18 protein-coding genes and 1 pseudogene are annotated in these 23,293 nt (G+C 43.9%); 4 read left to right on the top strand and 15 right to left on the bottom strand.

The genetic code is table 11. The features are described from left to right. Positions 1 to 61: 61 nt before the first annotated feature. From CXF58_RS09670 to CXF58_RS09630, 9 genes are all read right to left on the bottom strand, one after another. On the bottom strand, positions 62 to 1,054 hold the full coding sequence (locus tag CXF58_RS09670) for a KpsF/GutQ family sugar-phosphate isomerase (RefSeq protein WP_068404216.1): 993 nt from the start codon (positions 1,052 to 1,054) through the stop codon (positions 62 to 64). 249 nt (positions 1,055 to 1,303) lie between these two features. Beyond that, positions 1,304 to 1,840: an RNA chaperone Hfq gene (hfq, locus tag CXF58_RS09665; protein ID WP_068404214.1), complete on the bottom strand. Its 537-nt coding sequence runs from the start codon at positions 1,838 to 1,840 to the stop codon at positions 1,304 to 1,306. Between the two features lie 372 nt (positions 1,841 to 2,212). Further along, the gene (miaA, locus tag CXF58_RS09660) at positions 2,213 to 3,406 is read right to left on the bottom strand and encodes a tRNA (adenosine(37)-N6)-dimethylallyltransferase MiaA (RefSeq protein ID WP_068404212.1); all 1,194 of its coding nucleotides are present in this window, start codon (positions 3,404 to 3,406) and stop codon (positions 2,213 to 2,215) included. Between the two features lie 61 nt (positions 3,407 to 3,467). Then, positions 3,468 to 5,231, bottom strand: a complete 1,764-nt coding sequence (gene mutL / locus CXF58_RS09655) for a DNA mismatch repair endonuclease MutL (RefSeq protein ID WP_068404211.1) — start codon at positions 5,229 to 5,231, stop codon at positions 3,468 to 3,470. A gap of 51 nt (positions 5,232 to 5,282) precedes the next feature. After that, complete coding sequence (tsaE, locus tag CXF58_RS09650) at positions 5,283 to 5,807, bottom strand: tRNA (adenosine(37)-N6)-threonylcarbamoyltransferase complex ATPase subunit type 1 TsaE (RefSeq protein ID WP_102077359.1); 525 nt, start codon at positions 5,805 to 5,807, stop codon at positions 5,283 to 5,285. Further along, positions 5,800 to 6,435: a 6-pyruvoyl trahydropterin synthase family protein gene (locus CXF58_RS09645; protein WP_102077358.1), complete on the bottom strand. Its 636-nt coding sequence runs from the start codon at positions 6,433 to 6,435 to the stop codon at positions 5,800 to 5,802. The genes tsaE and CXF58_RS09645 overlap by 8 nt, the downstream gene beginning before the upstream one ends. 153 nt (positions 6,436 to 6,588) lie before the next feature. Next, complete coding sequence (locus tag CXF58_RS09640; RefSeq protein ID WP_102077361.1) at positions 6,589 to 6,918, bottom strand: YnfA family protein; 330 nt, start codon at positions 6,916 to 6,918, stop codon at positions 6,589 to 6,591. Positions 6,919 to 6,929: 11 nt separating this feature from the next. After that, complete coding sequence (locus CXF58_RS09635) at positions 6,930 to 7,736, bottom strand: PhzF family phenazine biosynthesis protein (protein ID WP_102077357.1); 807 nt, start codon at positions 7,734 to 7,736, stop codon at positions 6,930 to 6,932. Between the two features lie 54 nt (positions 7,737 to 7,790). After that, positions 7,791 to 8,252, bottom strand: a complete 462-nt coding sequence (locus CXF58_RS09630; RefSeq protein WP_102077356.1) for a methyltransferase family protein — start codon at positions 8,250 to 8,252, stop codon at positions 7,791 to 7,793. Between the two features lie 279 nt (positions 8,253 to 8,531). Here CXF58_RS09630 and htpX point away from each other — a divergent pair, with 279 nt between their 5' ends. Further along, positions 8,532 to 9,446, top strand: a complete 915-nt coding sequence (gene htpX, locus CXF58_RS09625; RefSeq protein WP_068404200.1) for a protease HtpX — start codon at positions 8,532 to 8,534, stop codon at positions 9,444 to 9,446. Between the two features lie 86 nt (positions 9,447 to 9,532). On the opposite strand, the pseudogene CXF58_RS09620 reads toward htpX, so the two are convergent. From CXF58_RS09620 to nspC, 3 genes and pseudogenes are all read right to left on the bottom strand, one after another. Continuing rightward, positions 9,533 to 11,418, bottom strand: a pseudogene (locus tag CXF58_RS09620) (BCCT family transporter). A gap of 556 nt (positions 11,419 to 11,974) precedes the next feature. Next, complete coding sequence (locus CXF58_RS09615; protein ID WP_068404196.1) at positions 11,975 to 13,246, bottom strand: saccharopine dehydrogenase family protein; 1,272 nt, start codon at positions 13,244 to 13,246, stop codon at positions 11,975 to 11,977. A 257-nt stretch (positions 13,247 to 13,503) separates the two neighbouring features. After that, complete coding sequence (nspC, locus tag CXF58_RS09610) at positions 13,504 to 14,718, bottom strand: carboxynorspermidine decarboxylase (RefSeq protein ID WP_102077355.1); 1,215 nt, start codon at positions 14,716 to 14,718, stop codon at positions 13,504 to 13,506. A 90-nt stretch (positions 14,719 to 14,808) separates the two neighbouring features. On the opposite strand from nspC, the gene CXF58_RS09605 reads away from it, so the two are divergent. Next, positions 14,809 to 15,474: a DUF924 family protein gene (locus CXF58_RS09605; RefSeq protein WP_102077354.1), complete on the top strand. Its 666-nt coding sequence runs from the start codon at positions 14,809 to 14,811 to the stop codon at positions 15,472 to 15,474. 163 nt (positions 15,475 to 15,637) lie between these two features. On the opposite strand, the gene CXF58_RS09600 is transcribed toward CXF58_RS09605, so the two are convergent. Both CXF58_RS09600 and lpxB read right to left on the bottom strand, forming a co-directional pair. Then, the gene (locus CXF58_RS09600) at positions 15,638 to 16,483 is read right to left on the bottom strand and encodes a ribonuclease HII (protein WP_228706590.1); all 846 of its coding nucleotides are present in this window, start codon (positions 16,481 to 16,483) and stop codon (positions 15,638 to 15,640) included. A 141-nt stretch (positions 16,484 to 16,624) separates the two neighbouring features. After that, positions 16,625 to 17,935, bottom strand: a complete 1,311-nt coding sequence (lpxB, locus tag CXF58_RS09595; RefSeq protein ID WP_228706594.1) for a lipid-A-disaccharide synthase — start codon at positions 17,933 to 17,935, stop codon at positions 16,625 to 16,627. Between the two features lie 611 nt (positions 17,936 to 18,546). On the opposite strand from lpxB, the gene CXF58_RS09590 reads away from it, so the two are divergent. Continuing rightward, a complete protein-coding gene (locus tag CXF58_RS09590; protein WP_068404188.1) occupies positions 18,547 to 19,629 on the top strand; it encodes a 3-deoxy-7-phosphoheptulonate synthase in 1,083 nt (360 codons plus the stop codon). A 109-nt stretch (positions 19,630 to 19,738) separates the two neighbouring features. On the opposite strand, the gene pepN is transcribed toward CXF58_RS09590, so the two are convergent. Continuing rightward, positions 19,739 to 22,354, bottom strand: a complete 2,616-nt coding sequence (gene pepN, locus CXF58_RS09585) for an aminopeptidase N (RefSeq protein ID WP_228706593.1) — start codon at positions 22,352 to 22,354, stop codon at positions 19,739 to 19,741. Between the two features lie 395 nt (positions 22,355 to 22,749). On the opposite strand from pepN, the gene pal reads away from it, so the two are divergent. Beyond that, positions 22,750 to 23,268 carry a peptidoglycan-associated lipoprotein Pal gene (gene pal / locus CXF58_RS09580; protein ID WP_102077351.1) on the top strand — a complete coding sequence of 173 codons (519 nt, stop codon included), beginning with the start codon at positions 22,750 to 22,752 and terminating at the stop codon, positions 23,266 to 23,268. The last annotated feature ends 25 nt before the right edge of the window (positions 23,269 to 23,293 follow it).

The raw sequence follows: 23,293 nt of genomic DNA, 5'->3' as shown, positions 1-23,293 counted from the left end.
TTTTTTAATATGTTACTTCTTAATTGTGCCCATTATTAATACATTGTTTATTAAAATAGGGCTACTTAACACCGGCTTGTAATAAGTCATGTACCGTAATAATGGCCTCCAAACGCTGTTCCTCATCGATAATCAGCAGCTGGCTAATGCCATTTTCATTCATCACACTTAAAGCATCGGAAGCGCGCATATCTTTACTGACGCGGCGTGGATTGCTGACCATCAGCTCACGCATCGGGGTTTGCAAATCAATGCCTTTTTCTAAGCCGCGGCGCAAATCACCATCGGTAAATACGCCGACGACTTTTTGTTCGTCATCAGTTACCACTGTCATTCCTAAACGCCCAGAAGACATGGTAAATAAAGCGTCTTGTAACGGTGCTTGTTGATTAATAAGCGGTAAATTTTCTGAATTGGTATGCATTAAATCTTCGACCCGCGTCAGCAGCTGGCGTCCTAAGGCGCCTGCAGGATGCGATAAGGCAAAGTCTTCTGAAGTAAAATTACGCGCATGTACCAAAGCCACAGCCAATGCATCGCCCAATGCCAAGGTCGCTGTGGTACTAGAAGTCGGGGCAAGGTTGAGCGGGCAAGCTTCTTGTGATTTACCTAGCGTCAAAATGATATCCGCCGCTCGTGGTAGCATACCGCGTTTGTCTCGGCTAATACTAATCAGGGGAATATTTAGACGCTTAACCACGGGCAGCAGCATTCTAATTTCATCTGACTCGCCCGAGTTTGAGATAGCCAGTAGGACATCGCCCTGTACCAACATCCCCAAATCGCCATGCCCCGCTTCCCCAGGATGCATGAAAAACGCTGGCGTGCCCGTAGAAGCAAAAGTCGCCGCTATTTTACGACCAATCAGACCCGATTTGCCCATCCCGGTCACGACAACACGTCCTTTGCAGGCTAGGATAATATCGCAGGCTTGAGCAAATCTATCATCGATTTGTTCCGTTAACAATGCTAGCGCCGCCATCTCCGTATGAATTGCTTCGATAGCAGTGCTAATAAATTGTTGATGGGTCAGGTTGCGGTGCGGATTACTCATACGTTAGCTCTATATTTTCCGTGAATCAATGAAACATTTTACTATACTATGGCTGATATTAATAATATAGGGCAAGACGTCGCTTTCATCATTGCCTACTTACTAAGTAGGGTAAATAGTCGCTTGCTCAGCCATGATTATACGTCTATTTATACAAAAAAAACCCACTATAATTAATAGTAGGTCTTAATCAGCTATACAACATTTTAATAACATACTTTCAATCAAATACACACCAGATAGCGTTGTTTATTGATTGCTATCGTCTATATCATCGTTTGATTTGTTTTCAAACATAGCATTGTCTGAAGAATTGTCAAAGCCACGATCTTGACCAAAGCCGCCGCGCTCAAAGCCGCGCTCTTGACCTTGTCCAAAGCTACCTCGCTCAAACCCACGATCTTGACCTTGACCAAAACCGCCACGATTAAAGCCACTACGATTGGCAAAGCCGCGCTCTTCAAAACCGCCACTACCAGCAAGGTTACTACCACGCTCAAACCCACTACTCATACCACCTTGGTAACCAGCAGGTGCGCCCGTTGAGGTTTGCGTACCCGTGCCAGTCGTCGTGCTGCTTCTAGGATTACGAGCTGGCACAACTGTGGAAATGGCATGTTTATAAACCATTTGACTCACTGTATTTTTTAACAACACCACATATTGATCAAATGATTCAATTTGACCTTGCAGCTTAATACCATTAACTAAAAAAATAGAAACAGGAATGCGATCTTTGCGCAACGAGTTCAAAAACGGGTCTTGTAAAGTTTGTCCTTTTGACATGACATCTCTCCTAAATATTATATAATTATTTTTAGTGCCAATTATTATAAGTATTTCTTTAATTATAATGGCTAAGGGCAGATACAATAATAAGTTTTATTTATAAAACGTATCTAAATAAGCACTAATTCTTGTTAAATAATTTCACTTTACCGTGAATACGTTATTATTGTAAATAATTAAGTAACCGCTTATTTTTTAAGACTTCCTACCAACAAAAGTTAATTAACGACCGTTAAAAAAGCAATGATACCGATATAATTCACACTATTTTACTATGATTTAAATTATAGCAGTTATCCAACCTTTATTTTGAAACTAATTGTCATTATTTTTTACGGGGCTAATTAACGCGCTTTATATGATTTGGTTTTAATATAAATACTCTCTTACTTGGGTCATAGTAGCAAACGTTTTTATTTTGATATCACCGCGCATAAGCTTGTCATCGTTTTCATTTAGCTTTATTGCAATATTTGCCGCATTATCAGGCAAATTGGGCAACTGAGTAAGTTTGCGCAGCCAAGTATATTGACGCTTCGCCAGCTGTCTGGTCGCATATAATGCCTTATTTTGCATTTGCTGACAAGCAAGTGCCTCGGTTTGAGCGCTGAGCGTCAATGGCTGATCGAGCGCTTGAGTAGTGGTGTCTTGTGGTCGTTTACTTGCACTCGCCGCTTCTACTTCTGAAAAGGCCTCATAAAATTGCGCTTTATCCAAGTGCGGCTGTTTAAATATTGGATGCTTAATATGGACTAGGTATTCTAACACTTGGCGATAACCGACGCAGCGCATAGAGGGTAAGTTTGGTGTCAAAGGGTACTGCTCAAGCAATCCGATCACTTCCGCCACTAGCCCATCATGCCACATTATATCCAAACGTTGCTCGATACGCTGATGTAGCCATGAACGTTCTGGCATCACCGCCAGCGCATGCCATTGCTGATTGGGATTATGCGCCAAGGCTTGTTTGGGCTTTTGCTGCCAGTCACTGATGGGTATATTGGTTTGCAGATAAACTTCAACCGCGCGCGTGATACGCTGAGTATCGGTCGCATTAAGACGCTCGTGGCTTATCGGATCTATTTTTCCTAGATAATCATATAGTGCACCAATACCTTCGTCTTGCCGCCACTGCTCCACACGCGCGCGCACGTCATCATCACTGTCAGGCACGGGCGATAGCCCATCAATAAGCGCCATGTAATACATCATAGTACCGCCAACGAGCAAAGGTATTTTACCTTTCTTATGACAGCTATCAATTAAACGAGCAACATCATTAACGAATTCAGCGACGCTATAACTTTGCATCGGGTCAATGATATCAACCAAATGATGCGGATAGCGTGCCAACTCTGCAGCGGTTGGTTTGGCTGTACCGATATTCATATCACGATATATCAATGCTGAATCGACCGAAATCAGCTCATAACGCCCAGTATCGTATAGCTCATACGCTAGAGCTGTCTTGCCACTCGCCGTCGGTGCCATCAAGCACACCACGCTATTATATGCCAAATTGGGATTGAGGCGATAAGATGAGCTAGCAGACGAGATTTGCATAGGATTACCTTTATTTTTTATAGGACTACTAAAACGTGTCCTCAATCTAATCAATGGACATCTAAATGGCTGTAGATGATAGCATCAACGCAATTAAAAGCTGGTTATTTATAGACTTAAAAGCATGTTTAGCAAGTAAGTCTTCGATATCTGCGTTAAATGCCCATAAATCTTCTGTAGGCATTTTTGTGGCTAAGTCAGTAAGCTGCTGATTGACAGCATTCGCATCATTAAATGAAACCTGCTCTCTAAATATATCCGACTCAAACAATAAGCTTAATTGCGCCTGCCATATTTCAGCGCCAATCAGAAAAAATTGGCTGCAACTATAAAACAGCAACCACGGTAGCGTTTTATCACTGACATTTTTAATTGCATCTAAATTATGACTCGTATTTAAAATAACCTCCAAACAATATGGTAAAGGAGCATTTTTTATCGATAGATTTTGTGACGTATTGGCCGTGCTTATTAATGTGCTACCCGGATTTATATTTTCAGTAAAAGTAGCCTGTTCTGATGATTGCGCATTATCGGTATTTTCTGACAACTGATATGGCTGTTTGGGCGCTTGTACTTGCTGACTTTTCGCTGAATAAATGGCTGATGACGTCTGTTGCCTTACAGTAGCAAAGGCGTTATTGATAGATAGATGATTATCTAATACCTGACTACTTTCATCAGCGGAATTGATGGTCTGATTGATGTTCTGTTTGGTAGCAACCGTTTTAAGCTTTGCTTGAATCGCATGACTAAGATGCGCCATGATGTTATTTAGCGGGCTGATTTTGATACGCTGTTTGGACGGATGGACATTGATATTGAGCCAATCAGTTGGTAAATCAAAATACAGCGCGTAGCCAATACCTGATAACTGCGCACTTTGGGCAAGTTGACGCAGCTGATTGCTAATCAACGCTTCTTTTACCAATCGTCCATTCACATAAATTAATTTTGGAAAAGTACTTTGAGAGTCATTGCTAAGCCATAACCAACCGTTAATGCTCACTTGACCAGCAAAGTTATTATTCACATAGTCTTTAGGCAATTGCATCAAACTGGTAAGGTCGATGGATATTTCTAAAGCGTTGTCCGTTAATGTCAACCCAGTCGCTTGCTCAAGACGTGATAAAGGCAGACGATGAGCGTTATTATTGCTGCTATTGGTATTATCGTTATCATTTGCAGACATTGCTCTTGAAGACAGCGATAACCGCTTTTTATTGTCATGAAACAAGGTTAGCGCCACATCTGCACGCGCCAAAGCCACTTCGCGGACAATGGTTTCGATATGACCGAACTCGGTCGCAATAGATTTTAAGTTGCCGCGGCGTGCGGGCACATTAAAATATAAATCTTTAACCGTGATAGTCGTGCCGCGTTGATGCACAACTGGCAACAATTTTGGCACCTCGTCCAATACACCGGCAACTTGCAACTGGCGACCAATCCCACTGTCGTCATGACTACTAGTTAAAGTCAAACGAGAAACTGCCGCCGTCGCTGCCAACGCTTCACCGCGAAAGCCCAGTGTGGTAATACCATGCAAGTTAGCCACATCGGCCACTTTACTGGTTGCATGGCGAGTAATGGCCATGACCATATCATCAGGATGAATACCCGTGCCGTTATCCAGCACTTCAATCATACCCATGCCGCCTTGGGTAATACGTATTTCAATATTGCTCGCACCAGCGTCTATCGCGTTTTCAAGCAGCTCTTTGACCACAGCGGCAGGACGCGTCACCACCTCGCCCGCTGCCAATTGATTGATAAGCAGCGGCGATAGTTTTTTGATGCGGCTATTGGAGGGATTATCTGGCATTAATGAGCGTCATACTTTTATAAAACCTCAGTGGCTGTGATGCGGTTTAACCTAAAGGTTAAGAGAAGACAAATCTAAGCCTTGCGCTTGGCCCGCCTTCGATAGTCGCAGCTCAACCTGACGCGCTTCTTTATCATTATCATCGCGATCGGCTTGCGTCATATCAATAAACAAACTCGGTGGTGGTAAATAGCTGTCCGCACGGCTGGCCCATTCAATAATAACTAAGGCATTTGCTTCATCCAAATATTCATCAAAACCAATAAAGGACAGCTCTTCTGGGTCTTGCAGACGATATAAATCTGCATGATAAACAGGTTTAATTGAACCATCTTTTTGCTCAATACTATAAGGCTCGACTAAGGTATAAGTTGGGCTTTTGACCGCACCTGTATGGCCGAGCGCCTGCAACCAATAACGCGTCAAGGTGGTTTTACCAGCGCCTAGATCACCCGACAGCCAAATACTACCCGATAAGGGCAACGCTGCCAATTGCACCGCCAAGCGCTGGGTATCTGCTTCAGAATGCAGCGTCAAGGTTTTCACATGTTGGTCTTGTTTTATATTATTAGGCATCAAACTTACCTTCCTTTACTTGCGTCTGTACTTGCGTCTGTACTTGCATAGTCACGGATGGATTGATAAAGCTTCCACCGCGAATCAATTTGGCATATAGCTCGGGGTCATGCCATTCTGCCTTCACTTGCTCACTAAATTCAAAGTCTTCTAGATGAAGCTCACCCATTTGCGCGTTTGCCACATCGTCTGCAAAGCACTGTGCGTAACCGGTTGCGGTTTCGTGGGCAATCACCGAGTAAACGCTGACATCAGACTCACCGTTTTGCATTTGGGTTTGTTTGAGAATTTCTTGTGCCCAAAAGAAGATAACGCGTGAGAACTGCTCTGCTGATGGCGATACCGGCAAACTGATCCAGCGCGCGCTGAATTTTTTACAGGCGGTGATATATTCAGGGTCGTCTTTATTCCAAAAGCAAATCGCATGATCAAAGCTATCAATAATGTCTTTAATAGACGATTTTAATAGACCAAAATCATATACCATCTGCCCATGGTCTAATCGCTTAGCTTCAAGAATCAGCTCAATCTGATAGCTATGACCATGAATAGAATGTTTGCAGCGCTCAGAGCTACAATTACGCACGATATGCGCATTTTCAAATTTGAACAGTTTACGAATACGCATAATAATTGACCAAAACAGTAAGCTTTACTGTGTTAAAAATGAATATTATAAGGGTTTGCCGCGACGACACATCGGCGTGCGGCTCATTATAGCAAATCGTAATGACTGCGTAAGTAGTCACTTACTAATAGCAATATTGGCAAAATCCATTCACTAATGACGTGGTGCAAACATAATAATTGCCATGCCTAAGAGCGCGACGATAGAACCCAAAATATCCCACGTGGTTGGCCTGATGCCGTTCACTGTCCAAAGCCAAATAATAGCCATCGAGATATAGACACCGCCGTAAGCGGCATACACTCGACCAGCGGCGGTGGGATGTAAGGACAGCAGCCAAACAAAAGCGACCAAGCTTAGTGCACCTGGAACCAGCAGCCAAATCGACTTACCTTCCCGCAGCCATAAATAAGGCAAATAACAACCGATAATTTCAGCCAATGCAGTCAGCGCAAACAGTCCAACGGTTTTTAATTCAGTCAAACCAACCACTCCTAAACCGTGATAAATCCTGTCATATATTGCACGGCATTACCAGAAATTAGCACCCTATCGCCTGCAACGACGCAGTTTAAAATACCGCCTCGTTTTGATGCTTGATAAGCTATTAATTCATCTTTACCCAAACGCTCTGCCCACAGTGGTGCGAGCCCCGTATGAACCGAACCGGTCACTGGGTCTTCATCGCCACCATTGGCAGGCCAAAAATAACGTGAAATAAAATCGTAATCCTTATAGTCAGCGGAGGTGGCCTGACAGGTGACCACCACATTTAACGGCGCAAGTTGTTTTAATTGCTCGTTATCGCGCGCTACGTTTAAGACATCGGCTTCAGCATTATAAATCACAAAATAGGCTTGGGTGTTTTTATAAACTTCGACTGGTGCAACAGACAATCCTGCCAGCAAGCTATCGGGAATATCTTTAACCTTTTCAGGCTTAGTATTAGGAAAGTCCATTTGTATTTTGCCATCGTCTGTTTGCACGATGGTCAATATACCAACCGCTTTTGCGTAAAATTTAATGGTTTCTACATCAGGGTTTTTGTTAAATAACACAAAGGCTGACGCCAAGGTTGCGTGCCCGCAAAACGCAATCTCAGTCAAAGGAGAAAACCAGCGGATATGATAAATGCCATCATCGTCACATACAATAAAAGCTGTCTCTGACAAATTATTTTCAAAAGCAATAGACTGCATTAACTTATCGGAAAGCCAATTATCTGTGATAATAACGGCTGCTGAATTGCCTTTAAAAACGGTATCCGTAAAAGCGTCGACGACATTGATTTCTAGTTGCATAGCATGCTCTTCTTTTTTATTAACATTAATTTTGGCTATTTTTTATCCCGCTGTTTATACCCAACGTCTGACTTTTGCCTTATGAACCTGATAAGCCTTGCCAAATTTCTGTGCCAACATCCGCTCTTCTGGTTGGATTTGAAAACGAGTCATATAAAGTATAAAAATGGGCAACAACACAAAGGCAAGAAAGTGTGACAGATATAGTGCCCAGCTAAATAATACAAGCACCAAGCCTACATACATAGGGTTGCGGCTATATTTATACACACCACTAGTCACTAAGCTTGAAACTTTTTCAAGCGCTTGCGGATTGGGTGTGGTCTGCGCTTTTTTAAATTGAGTAACACCTAAAATGGCGCTACCCACTCCTATGGTGCCCAAACCCATTGCCAATGCCGCAGAACCTTTCAAAGAAAATTTCAAAGCAGGTGCGACTTTAGAGACACCAGCCATGGTCGCTGCAGTAACGATAACTTGCGCGACTGGCGGTACTTTTAGTTCTAGAGATTTCATAATGAGACCTTATATAGAATTAAATAATAAATGAGCGCTTAATTACTTATTATAGTATTCAGTGTTTATTTAGCTTTTCGCCTTTTATTCTTCATTAGTTAAACACTTTACGCCGCTGTTGTCCCTACTCTACAAGTTTTAAGTGACGATTGATATTAGAATGAGCGGCTTTATTATCCATAGAAGGTTATAATTGCCATTTGTTTCATTTTTACCCTTTACTCTAGTGAAGGTGTTGTTTCTAAGATGTAGTTGAACTTAAATGAGGAAGTTAGCGTCATGATGCGTATCGGATTGTTCTTATTAACCAACTTAGCGGTGATTGTGGTTTTTAGCATCGTGTTTGGTATTTTATCCAGATTTTTTGGGATTGGCGGCGTCCATGGCGCAGGCGGGCTAAATTATACTAGCCTTGCCATTATGTGCGGTATATATGGCATGGTTGGTTCGATGGTCTCGCTGTTTATCTCAAAATGGATGGCAAAAAAATCAACGGGCACAGTAGTCATTGAAACGCCAAGAAATGCTACGGAAAAATGGCTGGTTGATACTGTCGCCAAACACGCACAGGTGGTAAATATTGGTATGCCGGAAGTAGGAATTTTTAATAATTCTCAGCCAAACGCCTTTGCAACCGGTTGGAACAAAAACCAAGCATTGGTCGCGGTCTCCTCAGGGCTACTACAAAGCATGACACCCGATGAAATAGAAGCGGTGCTCGCGCATGAGATTGGTCATGTGGCCAATGGCGATATGGTGACCCTTGCGCTCATTCAAGGGGTGGTAAACGCCTTTGTGATGTTCTTTGCGCGTATTATTGGTAGCTTCGTCGACCGTACTGTCTTTAAAAATGAAGGGGACGGCCCGGGTATCGGTTATTTCATCACCAGTATCGTGATGGATATTTTGCTGGGTTTTTTGGCGTCTGCCATCGTCATGTGGTTCTCGCGCCTACGTGAATTCCGTGCTGATGAGATGGGGGCAAAGCTTGCCAGCCGTGAAAAAATGATTAGCGCACTGGATGCCTTGCGTCCTTCTGAGCAGCGTCCAGACCAGATGCCTGAGAGCATGAAAGCGTTTGCAATCTCGTCTGGGCAGTCTACGGGCTTTAGTATCGCTAACCTTTTCCGCTCACATCCAACGCTTGATGAACGTATCGCGGCGTTGAGAAAGTATAATCCTAGCAAGGCTTAAGCCGCAGCCCTAACATACATGACAGATGATAGCGGATGGCTAGAACAGCGCCGCTATTATCTGCATCGTTTGACCGTTATAAACAATCAACCTTTACCTGTAATTCCTACTGCCGCGGTGGCTGTGTTCACATCTGTCGCTGGCGGACTGGTAATAAAAGTCAGATACGCTTCATATTGTTCAAGCACATCATCAATCACTTGCTGCTTGGTCAAGCCTATCAAATCATAACCGCCGGAGCCGGTTTGCGTCGTTACTTCTAAACGATAATAAACATCGCTAACTGGTGACATCTTGCCACTAAAGGTCGGTGACGGCGTCTCGACCATAGACACTTGATAGTAAAAGTCGTTTTGCGCGTCAGTAGATACCTTTAATAATGGCCCACCAACATCAATATCGCCCGCTATATGAGGAATATTATCACGATCAATCTTATAACCTTGGCGCTCAAACTCATTGGCGAAATCGTTTAGCGCCGGACGAACGACACGCTCAAGAAATTGCTCTGTTTCTCGTTTGCTCGGATAAGCCAGCATTTGTCCCAAGCGCTGCTTCCAAGAACGCTCCGGTATATGCCCGCCACTTGGCGTAACAGAAGGACGACGCAGCACCGTACCTTCGCGCTCAGCCCGTTCTATTTTTAACGCTTTAGAAAAAGAGAACATCACCAGATAAACAATAATCGTCACAGGAAGAGCAAAGATAAGCGTGGCATATTCCATGGTAATGACGCCGCCTGCAATCAACATAGAGATGGTCAATACTGCCGTCAACACCGCCCAAAAAATACGTAGCCACTTTGGGCCATCTTCGCTTGGATCAGGGATAGAGGTTGAAAAGTTCGACATCACCATCGCCCCTGAGTTAGCACTGGTGATATAAAACAGCAATCCTGAAAGCGTCGCTAACGCTATCAAAATAGTCGCCCCCGGAAACAACTCAAGTAGCGCGTACCATCCGCGCTCTGGGCTTTGAACCGCAAGCTCGGCAAAGGCGGTATTTCCTTGTAATACCTCATAAAGGGCGGAATTACCAAAGAAAGAAACGATGATAAAGTCACATAATACCGGCACTGTAATCGCGGCAATGACAAACTCACGTAATGTGCGTCCACGCGAAATACGCGCTAAAAACACCCCAACAAACGGCCCCCATGCGAGCCAAAACGCCCAAAAGAATAGCGTCCAACTGCCCATCCAATCGCTACTACCGGGAACATAGGCAAAGGTTTTAAACATCCGAGCAGGTAGCGTGACAAAGAACTGACCCAAATTTTCAACTAAGGCATTTAACAAAAACGCCGTCTCGCCAGCGATTAGGATAAACGCCATCATTGCCACCGAGCTCCATAGATTGAGCTCGGAGATCCAGCGGATACCGCGATCAACCCCCGAAGTGGTGGCCAAAATGGTCAAAACAACCGCACCAACCACGAGGGCAATCTGTAACGTTAAGCCTTCTTCAAAACCAAATAACTTTGAGAAACCAACGTTTAAGAGTACCACGCCGATACCCATGGTCGTCGCCACGCCGAACACTGTGCCGACCAAGGCAAGAATACTAATACCATGGCCGATAGGACCTTTTACCCGCTTACCGAGCAGCGGATAAAGCGCCGCCCGAATGGATAAAGGCATGCCCCAACGGTAGGCAAAATAACCCATTGCCATACCAAGCAGTGCATAAATAGACCAGCCGGCGGGGTCAAATACTGTACGACGGGGCCAGTGACTGAAAAAAACAGCATGTCAATGCCTACCCCAGCGGCAAATAACATCGCTGCCCACGTTCCCAGTTTATACTGTGGCCGCGAATCATCAGGCCCAAGGCGTATGCTACCTGCTTTAGACAGTGCTACCCACAGCACAAAACCGATGACCATCACCATGGTAATCACGTAATACCAGCCAAGATTGGTCGCAATCCAATCAACGACTGTTTTCATCGTTGTACTGGCATTGATAGGCATCAAAATTGCCCATATCGAAAACGCCACAATCACAACTGATGAGACAATCAGTACGCTCCAATTAATATGAGCCACACTGTTTTCTGACAGCTCCTGTGCTCCTTTTTTCAGATCGCTGCGGGAGATTGGCACATCTTCATCAAACGGTTTTGATTGGCGTTCTGTACCGCCAAACTGCCTGCGCTCAAACGGCGGGCGCGAGCTTTCGCTAGGCTCATTTACTGATGGATTATTTGACTCGTCAGCCTCCCTTAAGCCATCGTCATTCGGTTTGTCGCTCATTTATATTCCTTATTTTTATATGACTGTCCGTATTAGGTTCACTATATTCTACCCCTAGTTTAATGTCATTATGCTGAATGTGTTTATCCAATGATGATATAGGCTTAGCGTCAGTAGTAAAGCATCGTGAGAGAAAATCATACGTATGAAACTATTTAAAGCTAAAGTAATGAAAAAGGGCACTTTCATTCACTATAAAGTTTGTTGCATAAAAAAAGCCCACCTAACGCTCTTATCGAGAAATTAGACGGGCTTTTTTATGGCTTAAGATATATTACATATCAAACTCAAGCGCTCTATCACCGTTGGCGTCTTGGATACGCGTTGGCAAACCAATCTCATTTAGCAAGTTGATAAATGGCTTTGCATCAAGTTCTTCAACGTTGACCATTTTGCCCGCATCCCACTCGCCCGTCGCGACCAACATTGCAGCAGCAACGGGTGGCACGCCTGCAGTATAAGAGATGCCTTGGCTACCGACTTCGTTATAAGCGTCTTTATGATCGGAGATATTGTAGATAAATACCTCGCTATCAACGCCGTTAATTTTGCCTTTAACCTTGTCGCCGATGCAGGTTTTGCCCGTATAATTTGGCGCAAGCGAACTTGGATCCGGCAGTACGGCTTTCACCACCTTAAGCGGAATCACTTCTTGCCCTTCAGCAGTCATCACCGGCTGCTCAGACAATAGACCTAGGTTTTGGAGCACAGTAAACACATTAATATAATGCTCACCAAAGCCCATCCAAAAGCGAATATTTGGCACATCTAGGTTAGCCGATAAAGAATGAATCTCGTCATGACCACTTAGGTAACTGTTTTGCTCGCCAACGACTGGCAAATCATCGGTACGTTTGACTTCAAACATCTTATTCGACTGCCACTTACTGTCTTGCCAAGAATAAACCGTACCGGTGAACTCACGGAAATTAATCTCAGGGTCAAAGTTGGTGGCAAAATACTTACCGTGGCTGCCAGCGTTGATATCGATAATATCGATATCCGTCACCGAACCTGCATCCATCATGTCATAGCCAAGTCGCGCATAGGCATTGACCACACCAGGATCAAATCCAGCACCCAAAATCGCCGTGATGTTCTTGTCGGCACAGCGCTGTTTACGCTGCCATTCATAGTTGTCATACCATGGCGGCGTCTCGCAAATCTTGCGCGGATCTTCATGAATGGCGGTATCAATATAAGCCGAGCCTGTTTCAATACAAGCCTCTAAAACGGTCATATTGACAAATGCCGAACCGACATTGATAACGATTTGAATACCCGTCTCTTCAATCAGCTGTATCAGCGCTTGCGTATCCATCGCATCGACTTGATGGGTATGTAATACCGCAGGCAGCTTAAAGCTATTCTTCTCTTTGACACTTTGGGCGATGGCATCACATTTATCTTGCGTGCGTGAGGCAATATGAATCTCGCCAAGGACGTCATTATGCATCGCACATTTATGCGCGACCACTTGCGCCACACCGCCTGCACCGATGATAAGCACGTCTTTTTTGCTAGGGTTGGTTTGATTTGTGTTCAATGAACAATCCTCCTTTGTGTCCCTGTCGATACCATCGATGGTGGCGAGTCAAAACAGAAACGAGTGAATGATATGCGTGAATTAAAAAGGAAGACCGAGGAAAACCCACACACCCGTCGGGCAAAGCAGTATTTGGCTACTTGCTTTTACCCGCGGCGATTATAACAATTTTTACCCACCTTTCGGCAATAATTAATCGATAAGATGACATGCAATTTTATTATTCAAATCTTACCAGCTTATTATTAATAGCAAAATTAAGACAAGCTGGCCTTATAATCTTGATAATCAAACTCACGCTGCACATCTATCGACCCATCTAAACGGCGGATAACGATTGCAGGCATGCCCACACCATTGAACCAGTTTTTCTTGACCATGGTATAACCGGCAGCATTGCCAAACGCAATGGTATCGCCAATTTTCAAATTACTCGGTAAGGCGTACTCACCAAAGATATCGCCTGCCAAACAAGAACGACCGTAAATAATAGTATTGTCTGCAGCGCCCTCTTTTTGATCTTTATTTACCGGCATCATATCTATTGATTCTTCATTAATGGACACAATGGGAGCAGACTCGCGATAAATCAGTAAATCAAGCATATGTGCTTCGATAGAGGCATCGACGACGGCGAGATTTTTTTCATTGTGCATGGTATCTAAGACGGTCGTGACTAATGAGCCAGCACCATGAATACTTGCTTCGCCCGGCTCAAGATAGACTTGTACGCCGTATCTCTCGCTAAAGCCTTTTAATCTATCAGCCAGTTTTTCGAGTGGATAATCAGGCGCGATAAAGTGAATACCACCGCCCAAGCTCACCCATTCAAGCTGCGCCAGCACCTCACCAAACCTGTTTTCGATATCGGCTAAGCTTGCGCTAAATGCTTCAAAGCTATCATTTTCACAGTTGTTATGAATCATGACGCCTGTGATATCAGCAAGTACGGCGGTAATCTTATCTTTATCATGCTCACCTAAGCGGCTAAAGGGACGCGCAGGATCAGCAATAATAAAGGACGAATTACTGGTCTTTGGATTTAAGCGTAGCCCTACTGGTATATTTTGTGCTTTGGCTTGGTCTTTAAAAGCATTCAGCTGCGAGATGGAATTAAAGATTATTTTATCGGCATAGCTCAATACTTCGTCGATTTCATCGGCGCTATAAGCAACGCTATAAGCATGGGTTTCTTTTTTATTATCACCGCCTTTACCTTTACCAAAGGTCTCATAGCCCAACCGCACTTCATTCAATGAAGACGAGGTTGTACCATGCAAATAAGGCTGCATGACATCAAACACGCCCCAAGTGGCAAAACATTTGAGCGCGAGCAAGGCTTTGGCGCCAGATAGCTCGCACAGACGCGCGATAATCTGCATATTGGCAACGATTGCCGCTTCATCAAGCAGATAATAGGGCGTTGCAGGCAAGGATGAGTGACTGGTTTGTAACGGTAAATTTGTATTCATAAGAGGTTACCTAATAGCTGCGGTCGGTATCATGACAGACCTAAATAATTGCGCTATAGTAGACTAAATCCATCATAAATAGAATATCTTATGGCACTCTCGACCGATTATTCTACGGCTAAAAACCCAGCCAATCTATCCCAGCTAGATCCACAAAACATCAGCTTAGAACATCTTGCTGCGGATGCGCGTGCGGTATTGGATTTTTGGTTTGATAAAGACAATGAGCAGTACTGGTTTGCGCAAAATGATGCTTTTGATAAACAGATAAAAAACAAATTTTATAATATTTGGCAGGCAGCAAAACAGGGTGAATGCGTGTCGTGGCGTATCGCAGATGCAGCGACTGATAGCAATAGCTCAGTCACGGCGCTAGCAGGACGCTTGGCAGAAATTATTGTGTTAGATCAGTTTTCGCGTAATTTATGCCGTGAGCAAGCGTGCGCTTTTGCCCAAGATGGCATGGCGCTAGCATTGGCACAAGAAGCCATTGGACAACCATATTTTGATACGCTGCCAGCGCAGTGGCGGAAATTTATTATCATGCCATTTATGCATTCTGAATCGGCCATGATTCATGAGCGCTATCTGCCGCTGTTTAAGCAATTAAATGATGCAACAACCTTAGAGTTTGAAGAGCGTCATAAAGAGATTATCGATAAATTTGGACGCTATCCACATCGTAACGACACGTTGGATCGTGAAACGACTGACGAAGAAGAAGCGTTTTTAAAGCAGCCGAACTCATCGTTCTAAGTATTTTTGGGACTTTGAAGATTTCTGTTGTTAAAGGTTTAAATAAAAAAACCATCTGTTGATTATGAACAGATGGTTTTTTTATGACTGAAAGCATTTTCTTATTTAATTTTGCTTAGGCTATTTCATTAAGCAGTCTCATTCTGCTAGCTAATGATCATTTTTAGGTCAGGCAATATTGGCTTTCGAGCACTTTTCTTACCGGTGCAAAGCTACGTCTATGCGCGGCTAATACGCCATGAGCTGCAATCGCTTCCATATGGGCGCGCGTTGGATAGCCTTTATGCTTGGCGATGCCATATTCAGGATGTTCAGTATCAAGTGCATACATGGTTTGGTCACGGCTGACTTTTGCTAAAATACTGGCCGCCGCGATACTGGTATGTCGGCCATCGCCTTTTACCCATGCTTGGCAGTCAATCGCTGACCCTTGAATACCAAATTTAGTGAGACTGGCATAATCTAAATCTGGACAACGATTGCCATCAATTAATATCTCAAACAGTGTTTTGTCACCCGTATTCAGGTGTTTAGCAACTACCGCCAATAAAACCTCAGTACATAAGCGCATCCCTAGCATGGTCGCTTGCAAGATATTGACTTGGTCGATAACCGCTGGCGGTATATCAGCGACGATGTGCGCGACTGCATGCTGCTGAACCAACGGATAAAGAATATCGCGCTTTTTTTCACTCAGCTGCTTTGAGTCCGTCAGTATAGACAATGGCGTATTTTTTAGTGGCTCATTTTCAATTAAACCTGCCCACGCCGCAGGTAATATTGCCGCAGCGGCATTCACACTACCCAGCAGCGGTCCACGCCCTGCTTCGTCAACGCCAATTTGTATGGCTGTTGGTTGCAAGTTTTCTAAACTTAATGAGTATTGCGCAATCAGTTCTGAGATATTGACTTGCCCTGATAACTGTATAGGCGCTGCCAATTGTATATATTGTCCTTTAATATCAATTTGCTCAATAACTCTTTCAATCTGAACGCTATGCTTAAGCATAACTGAGCTTTTTATATGATTATTTTCTGTAGAAGACATAGTACTCATAACTTTATTATTTCTTAACTTTACGGTTTAATAAATTTTTTGCGTGCCTAACATAATTAGCGCTTGATTATTGAGCTTAGTTATTAATCTTGATTACTGAGCTTGATAATTGTCTTGGCTGTCGTAATTTTCTTGACTGACATGACCGTCTTGTCCATTAAAATCATGATTTTGATGACTGGCACGGTTTTGAATAAACCACTGTTCGATGACGCTATGCGCAGGGTCATGATTGCTTTGTTGTTGCAATGCATACTTGGTATCAATCAGCGCTTTTAATTGTTCTGCATACGCGCGCGGCTGCAACAAACGCATCACGGTACGACAGATATTATCGCCACTTGCCTGCTCTTGGATAAGCTCAGGCACGATTGCGCTATCTGCCAAAATATTAGGCAAACCGACATAAGGGACTTTGACCAAACGTTTTGCTATCTGATAAGTCAGCTGATTTAATTGATAAATCACCACCATTGGACGCTCAAGCAGCATGGCTTCTAAGGTTGCAGTACCCGATGCCAGCATCACCATATCTGATGCCGCCATCGCCTGCTGACTAAAGGCTGGCTGACTTTCATCATAGACCACCGCAATCGCGGCCCGCAGCTGCTCTGAGCGCTTATCGATCACATCTTGCACAATATATTGATGGTTTTGATCCACCGTTGGAATGATAAAGCACAGCTTAGGATCTAGCAGTAGCAGCCTTTGGATACCATCGAGCATAAGCGGCAAAATAGCCGTTATCTCGCCCCGTCTTGACCCTGGCATGACGCAAATAAGCTGACTGACCTCATCGAAACGATCGATGAAAAACTGCTGCAAGCCATCATTATGCCAGACCAATTCGCTACGGCGCTGATTGATGGGCGTCTCAAGTAAGGTCTGATCAATGGTTCGTAGTAGCGGATGACCAACGCAAATCGCGGGATGATTATAACGCTCGTAGACGGGTAGCTCAAATGGAAATAGGCACAGAACCAAATTGGTCGCTGCCATAATATTATGAATACGCGACTCACGCCACGCCCAAATAGAAGGGCTGACATACTGCACGCAAAACACGCCCTGCGGCTTTAATTTCTTTGCCACTCTAAGGTTAAAATCAGGCGCATCAATGCCAATAAACCAATCAATGCTTGCGGCTTTAAATGCCGTCAGCAGCTCTTGACGTGCTTTGAGTAAATCCGGTAACTGCGACACCACTTCGACCAAACCCATCACAGCTAAGCGCGATAACGGAAAAATACTTTGCAGCCCTTGCGCCTGCATTTTTGCGCCGCCAACCCCAACCCAAATAATATCATCACGCAGATTATTCATCTGCTTCATAAAATCTGCACCCAAACTGTCGCCTGACACTTCACCGGCGACAATGCCTATCACCAGTGGCGAACACGTCATTTCAGGCAATTTATCAAAAGCACCATAAGTATCTGGTGCTGGCGTTGTATCAGCAGGTTGGTGAGGCGTAGCAGGATCTGTCATGATAAGCTCTCAATATTAAAGTGGTACAATTTAATTGATGCCATTTAAGTAGCACAGTTAAACAAAAAAAGATAAAATGCGTCTATCATAAGAATGATTATATAAAATATAACATAGCTTAGCCGTAATAAGATGCCCATTAAAACGCATCTTGATAGCATTCCATGATGCTCGAACTTAGTCGTTTATATCGCCATCATACGTGACAGTGTTGGAAATAGCTAAATTAGTGCACAAAATCCAGTCAGTATCACTCATTTATATCTGCCTATAAACGTTGTGTTTAATGCAAATTTGGACTTAGGTTAGCGATAAAGCGTCATTTTCCCTATGCTTTACATTGCCTTATCATTCTTATACACCTATGAATGACAGCATGTTAAGACGGGTTGCAGCGATAAGGTATAACAAAGTTTTGGTCGCCACATTCCAGTTAGCAGTCAATTAACTGTACGACTGCCCTTGTCAACCAGCGCTTTTGTCCGCATAATGAATATCCCTATAAATCAGCTAGACGATATATAATCATGACAACACCAGCTACTCATAATGCAGATATTGACGACGTGAATATTGAAAAATTCATTCCTTTAATCACACCCGCTGAGCTAAAGTCTGAGCTACCTTTGTCAAATGACGCCTATAACACGGTGCTAAAAGGTCGCAATACCATCCAAGATATCCTTGATGGCAAAGACAAGCGTTTATTTGTGGTTATCGGCCCCTGCTCTATTCACGATATTAAAGCCGCCCACGAATACGCCGATCGCTTAGCCGTATTGGCCAAAGAGATTGAAGACAGCATCTTCGTTGTGATGCGCGTTTATTTTGAAAAGCCGCGTACCACGGTTGGCTGGAAAGGCATGATTAATGACCCTGATATGAACGACAGCTTTGATATCGAAAAAGGTCTGCGCACCGCTCGTAAGCTACTGCTTGATTTAAATGAAAAAGGTCTGCCGTGCGCGACCGAAGCATTAGACCCAAATACGCCGCAGTACATTCAGGATTTGATTAGTTGGTCAGCGATTGGCGCGCGTACCACCGAAAGCCAAACGCATCGTGAAATGAGCTCAGGTTTATCGTGCCCAGTTGGCTTTAAAAACGGCACCGATGGCGGCATGACCGTTGCGGTTAATGCCATGCAAGCGGTCAAAGAAGGTCATAGTTTTCTTGGCTTATCAGCAGATGGCAAAGTTTCTATCATCAAATCAAAAGGTAACCCCTACGCACACGTAGTACTACGCGGTGGTAATGGTAAGCCAAACTATGATGAAACTGCTGTTGCACAAGTTGAAAATGAGCTGGCAAAAGGCAAAACCAATAGTAAAATTATGATTGACTCAAGCCACGCCAACTCAGGTAAAGACCCGTATCTGCAACCAATGGTCATTCAAAACGTTGCCGAGCAGATTAAAAATGGTAATAAATCTATCATCGGTTTGATGATTGAGAGTCATTTAAAAGGTGGCAATCAAAAGCTAACGGCAGATTTGAGCCAGCTTGAATATGGTAAATCTATCACCGATGGTTGCCTAGATTGGGAAAGCACCGTTAGCGCTCTACACAATCTACGTGATATGGTTAAAGACGTTCTGCCGAATCGTTAAAAGCGCTTGGTGGTAATGAATACTGATTGACCACTCACTAAAAGGCCCGTTTGATAACAGATATCAGACGGGCCTTTTTTGTGCTTTTTAACTTATAAAGTACTGCTCTTTATGCACTTGCAGAACCTTCATTTGCCGCGCCTAAAACACTGTTTAAGCTTTCAATTACATGCTTAGAAGTCGCTTGCTTTTGTAGTTCAAGCAACTGCTCATGCGCCATTTGACGACGTGGTTCAGCCAAAGTATTCCAACGTGCCAGCACTTGCAATAAGCGTGACGCTAACACCGGATTGGCGTCATCCAGCTTTTTAATCGCAGCGATATAAATATCTAAACCCTCTGGTGTCCACAACACCGTAGGCTGCGAGGTAAAGGCGCTGATGACCGAACGTACACGATTGGGCGTATTCCAATCAAAATCGTTATGCGCAAGTAAGGATTTAATAGTATCGGGCGTAACCGCATCAGCAGAGGCTTGCACACTAAACCATAAATCGATGACCAAATCATTATTTTCAAAACGATGATAAAAATCAGCTAGATACTTATCAGCATTTGCCAGTTGATGATTGACCATCGCCTTTAACGCGCCAAAACGCTCGGTCATACAGCTGGCGTTATCATACTGCTGCTCTGCCCATCCAGTAGCGCCATCGACGTTAGCGGTCAGTGCCATATCAAGCACCACATTACGTAAAGCGCGATTGCCACGAGCTTCCGCACTGTCTTCATAAGCCTGCATCGGTAGCTGTTTATAAAGCTCAGACCATTGATCTTTTAACGCTAAAGCCAGCTGTTGATATAAGCCTTCACGCTGTGCTTTTACCAGCTCTGGATCGTAATCTTTATGAATGGCAGATGCCAGCTCTTGTGCTGACGGAATATCAAGCAAACGCGCCGCCAACATCGCATCATTAGCAGCCAGTTCAGGTAAGGCCTGCGCCACTACTTGCAAATATATCTCAGGACTGCTTTTCGCGCCGTGACCTTGCAGTAAAATGCGATTGACCAGCATTTGCGTCACTTGCCAGCGGTTAAAACCATTGGTTTCATATTTGAGCAAAAACGCCAAGTCTTCATCTTGATAATTATAATTGAGCTGAACGGGCGCACTAAAATCACGTAGCAAGGATACGACTGGCTCGTTCATTATATTTTCAAAGGTAAAGGTTTGTGTGACTTGATCGAGAAGCAACATACGCTCGGCGATGATATGACCAGAATTTTTATCAAATAGTGCGGTCGCTACAGGAATCGGCAAGGGTTTTGGTGCATCAAAACCTGCAACCTGACGAGTTTGCTGACTCAAAGTAATAGTCAATGTCTGCGTCACGCTGTCATAATATTGGTAACCAGACACCACAGGCGTACCGGGCTGACGATACCAGTCGATAAAGTCTTCAATTTTGCTATCGGTAATACTAAGCGCCGATAAAAAGTCCTCAACCGTTACCGCTTGCCCATCATAACGGCGGAAATACTCGTCCGTACCTTTACGGAAGTTATCACGCCCTAGCGTATTGGCAATCATACGCACGATTTCAGCGCCTTTTTCGTAGACGGTGGTGGTATAAAAGTTGTTAATCTCAACGAAACTCTCAGGACGTACAGGGTGCGCTAGTGGTCCGGCATCTTCAGCAAATTGATGGGCGCGCAAGGTTGCCACATCGTCGATACGCTGGACAGCACTTGACTGCTGATCGGCTGAAAATGATTGATCCCGATAAACGGTAAAACCTTCTTTTAGGCACAGCTGAAACCAATCACGGCAGGTAATGCGATTACCCGTCCAGTTATGGAAGTACTCATGGGCAATGATAGATTTGACACTAAAGCTGCGCGCATCTGTGGTCGTTTCAGGGCTAGACAAGACACAAGCGGTGTTAAAAATATTTAAACCCTTATTTTCCATCGCGCCCATATTAAACTGACTGACGGCAACAATCATATAACGGTCTAAATCATACGCACGGCCATAATTAACCTCATCCCACTGCATCGAGTCTTTTAAAGCTTGCATACCGACAGCACATTTATCGATATCTTCAGATTTTGCATAGAGCTCAAGCTTCACCTCACGCCCTTCGCTCGTCGTATAGCTGTCAGTTAATACGTCCAAATCAGCGATGACACAAGCAAACAGATAACTTGGTTTATTGGTCGGGTCTTGCCAAATCGCATAATGACGCTCAGGCGCGTCCGACACTTCACCCGCTTCGAGCAAATTCCCATTACTCAATAGCGTCGTGAAACGCTTATCGGCTTCAAGCCGCGTTGTAAATCTCGCCAGCACATCGGGACGGTCTGGATAAAAGGTAATCTTGCGAAAGCCCTCAGGCTCACACTGAGTGACGAACATAGTATCGTCACCACTACCGGCGATATATAAGCCTTCAAGCGCGGTATTGGTATGCGGATGGATACGTACTTGTAGCTGTAATTTGCTATGCGCTGGCGCATTAGTAATGATTAATTTACCATCCGTTTGCGTATAGCACTCACTGGTAAGCAGCTCATCATTGAGCTTAATAGATAACAGCTCAAGTCCTTCACCATAAAGCACTAAGTCGCCGTCAGTCTGACGTTGCATCATCAAAGTGCTATCCACAATAGCATGGTCATCGAATAACTTAATATCCAAATCAACGGTTTCGACCGCAAAGCTTGGCGGTTGATAGTCTTTCAAATGAATTTTACTTGGCGCATGTGGCGGCACATCTGGCATGTCAGGATTGATAATTTGTGCGTCAGTTTCAGTAGTAGACATGGAAATTCCTATTATTATTCATGTTTTAAACAGTTAATTGATTATTTTGCAGCGCCCTATTAATTAGCACGGTGTTCGTTATAAACAGAGTTTTTAAGATAGTTACATTGACCTAAACTATGAAATTTCAAGTACGATGAGTAATTAAATTGGTCAAGGTAGAAATCAATTCAAAGGTTTTAATCAGAATGCTACATATCTTTAGGTAAACTCTCGAACTATTTACAGTAATACTACTTACATAAAGTAACATTTAGTATATGATAGATAGTAATTACCTAAGTTTTACCGTAAGCAGTTCAAAAACAACAAATGCCATTAAAACTAATGTTATTAAAATTTTAGGAGCTTATATGTCTACCAGTATTGCAAAAGTTGCTGCCCTCGCAGTATTATCAAGCGCTGTCGTATTTGCGTCAGGTTGTGCTAACAAACGTGCGACATCAGAAGTGGTCGTTGCCCCACTAGGTATCCCAGGTGGTCAAGTTGGTTATAACGGTGCGGTTATCGTTGATAATTCAAATGCCGTTATCACTGGTGCAGAAAATCTACAAGCCGTGGTTTACTTTGCTTTCGATAGCAGTGAAATCACCTCAGAAGCTGCCAATGTATTAAACCAACACGCTAGCCTCCTAAGCTCAAATCCAAACGCTGGTGTCGTTATCGCAGGTCATACCGATGAGCGTGGTAGCCGCGAGTACAACATGGCACTAGGTGAGCGCCGTGCCCAAGCGGCTCGTAATTATCTTGCCGCTCAAGGCGTTGCGGTAAACAACGTCCGTATCATCAGCTATGGTGAAGAGCGCCCTGCTGTTGCTGGTACAACTGAAGATGCTTATGCCCAAAACCGCCGTGCTGAGTTGTCTTACTAATAGCATTTAATAAGCGTTAATCAGC

The sequence above is a fragment of the Psychrobacter sp. Sarcosine-02u-2 genome, from assembly GCF_002836335.1.
Taxonomy (GTDB): Bacteria; Pseudomonadota; Gammaproteobacteria; order Pseudomonadales; family Moraxellaceae; genus Psychrobacter; species Psychrobacter faecalis.
Note: the sequence above shows the minus strand (reverse complement) of the source record. Positions and strands in the feature narration are given on the sequence as shown.

Excerpts from the sequence above, each read along its gene's own strand:
- nspC (WP_102077355.1), bottom strand. The coding sequence starts at position 14,718 with ATGAATACAAATTTACCGTTACAAACCAGTCACTCATCCTTGCCTGCA.
- miaA (WP_068404212.1), bottom strand. The coding sequence starts at position 3,406 with ATGCAAATCTCGTCTGCTAGCTCATCTTATCGCCTCAATCCCAATTTG.
- CXF58_RS09605 (WP_102077354.1), top strand. The coding sequence starts at position 14,809 with ATGGCACTCTCGACCGATTATTCTACGGCTAAAAACCCAGCCAATCTA.
- htpX (WP_068404200.1), top strand. The coding sequence starts at position 8,532 with ATGATGCGTATCGGATTGTTCTTATTAACCAACTTAGCGGTGATTGTG.
- CXF58_RS09630 (WP_102077356.1), bottom strand. The coding sequence starts at position 8,252 with ATGAAATCTCTAGAACTAAAAGTACCGCCAGTCGCGCAAGTTATCGTT.
- CXF58_RS09600 (WP_228706590.1), bottom strand. The coding sequence starts at position 16,483 with ATGCTTAAGCATAGCGTTCAGATTGAAAGAGTTATTGAGCAAATTGAT.
- pal (WP_102077351.1), top strand. The coding sequence starts at position 22,750 with ATGTCTACCAGTATTGCAAAAGTTGCTGCCCTCGCAGTATTATCAAGC.
- tsaE (WP_102077359.1), bottom strand. The coding sequence starts at position 5,807 with ATGCCTAATAATATAAAACAAGACCAACATGTGAAAACCTTGACGCTG.
- hfq (WP_068404214.1), bottom strand. The coding sequence starts at position 1,840 with ATGTCAAAAGGACAAACTTTACAAGACCCGTTTTTGAACTCGTTGCGC.
- mutL (WP_068404211.1), bottom strand. The coding sequence starts at position 5,231 with ATGCCAGATAATCCCTCCAATAGCCGCATCAAAAAACTATCGCCGCTG.
- lpxB (WP_228706594.1), bottom strand. The coding sequence starts at position 17,935 with ATGACGTGTTCGCCACTGGTGATAGGCATTGTCGCCGGTGAAGTGTCA.
- pepN (WP_228706593.1), bottom strand. The coding sequence starts at position 22,354 with ATGCCAGATGTGCCGCCACATGCGCCAAGTAAAATTCATTTGAAAGAC.
- CXF58_RS09635 (WP_102077357.1), bottom strand. The coding sequence starts at position 7,736 with ATGCAACTAGAAATCAATGTCGTCGACGCTTTTACGGATACCGTTTTT.
- CXF58_RS09590 (WP_068404188.1), top strand. The coding sequence starts at position 18,547 with ATGACAACACCAGCTACTCATAATGCAGATATTGACGACGTGAATATT.
- CXF58_RS09670 (WP_068404216.1), bottom strand. The coding sequence starts at position 1,054 with ATGAGTAATCCGCACCGCAACCTGACCCATCAACAATTTATTAGCACT.
- CXF58_RS09645 (WP_102077358.1), bottom strand. The coding sequence starts at position 6,435 with ATGCGTATTCGTAAACTGTTCAAATTTGAAAATGCGCATATCGTGCGT.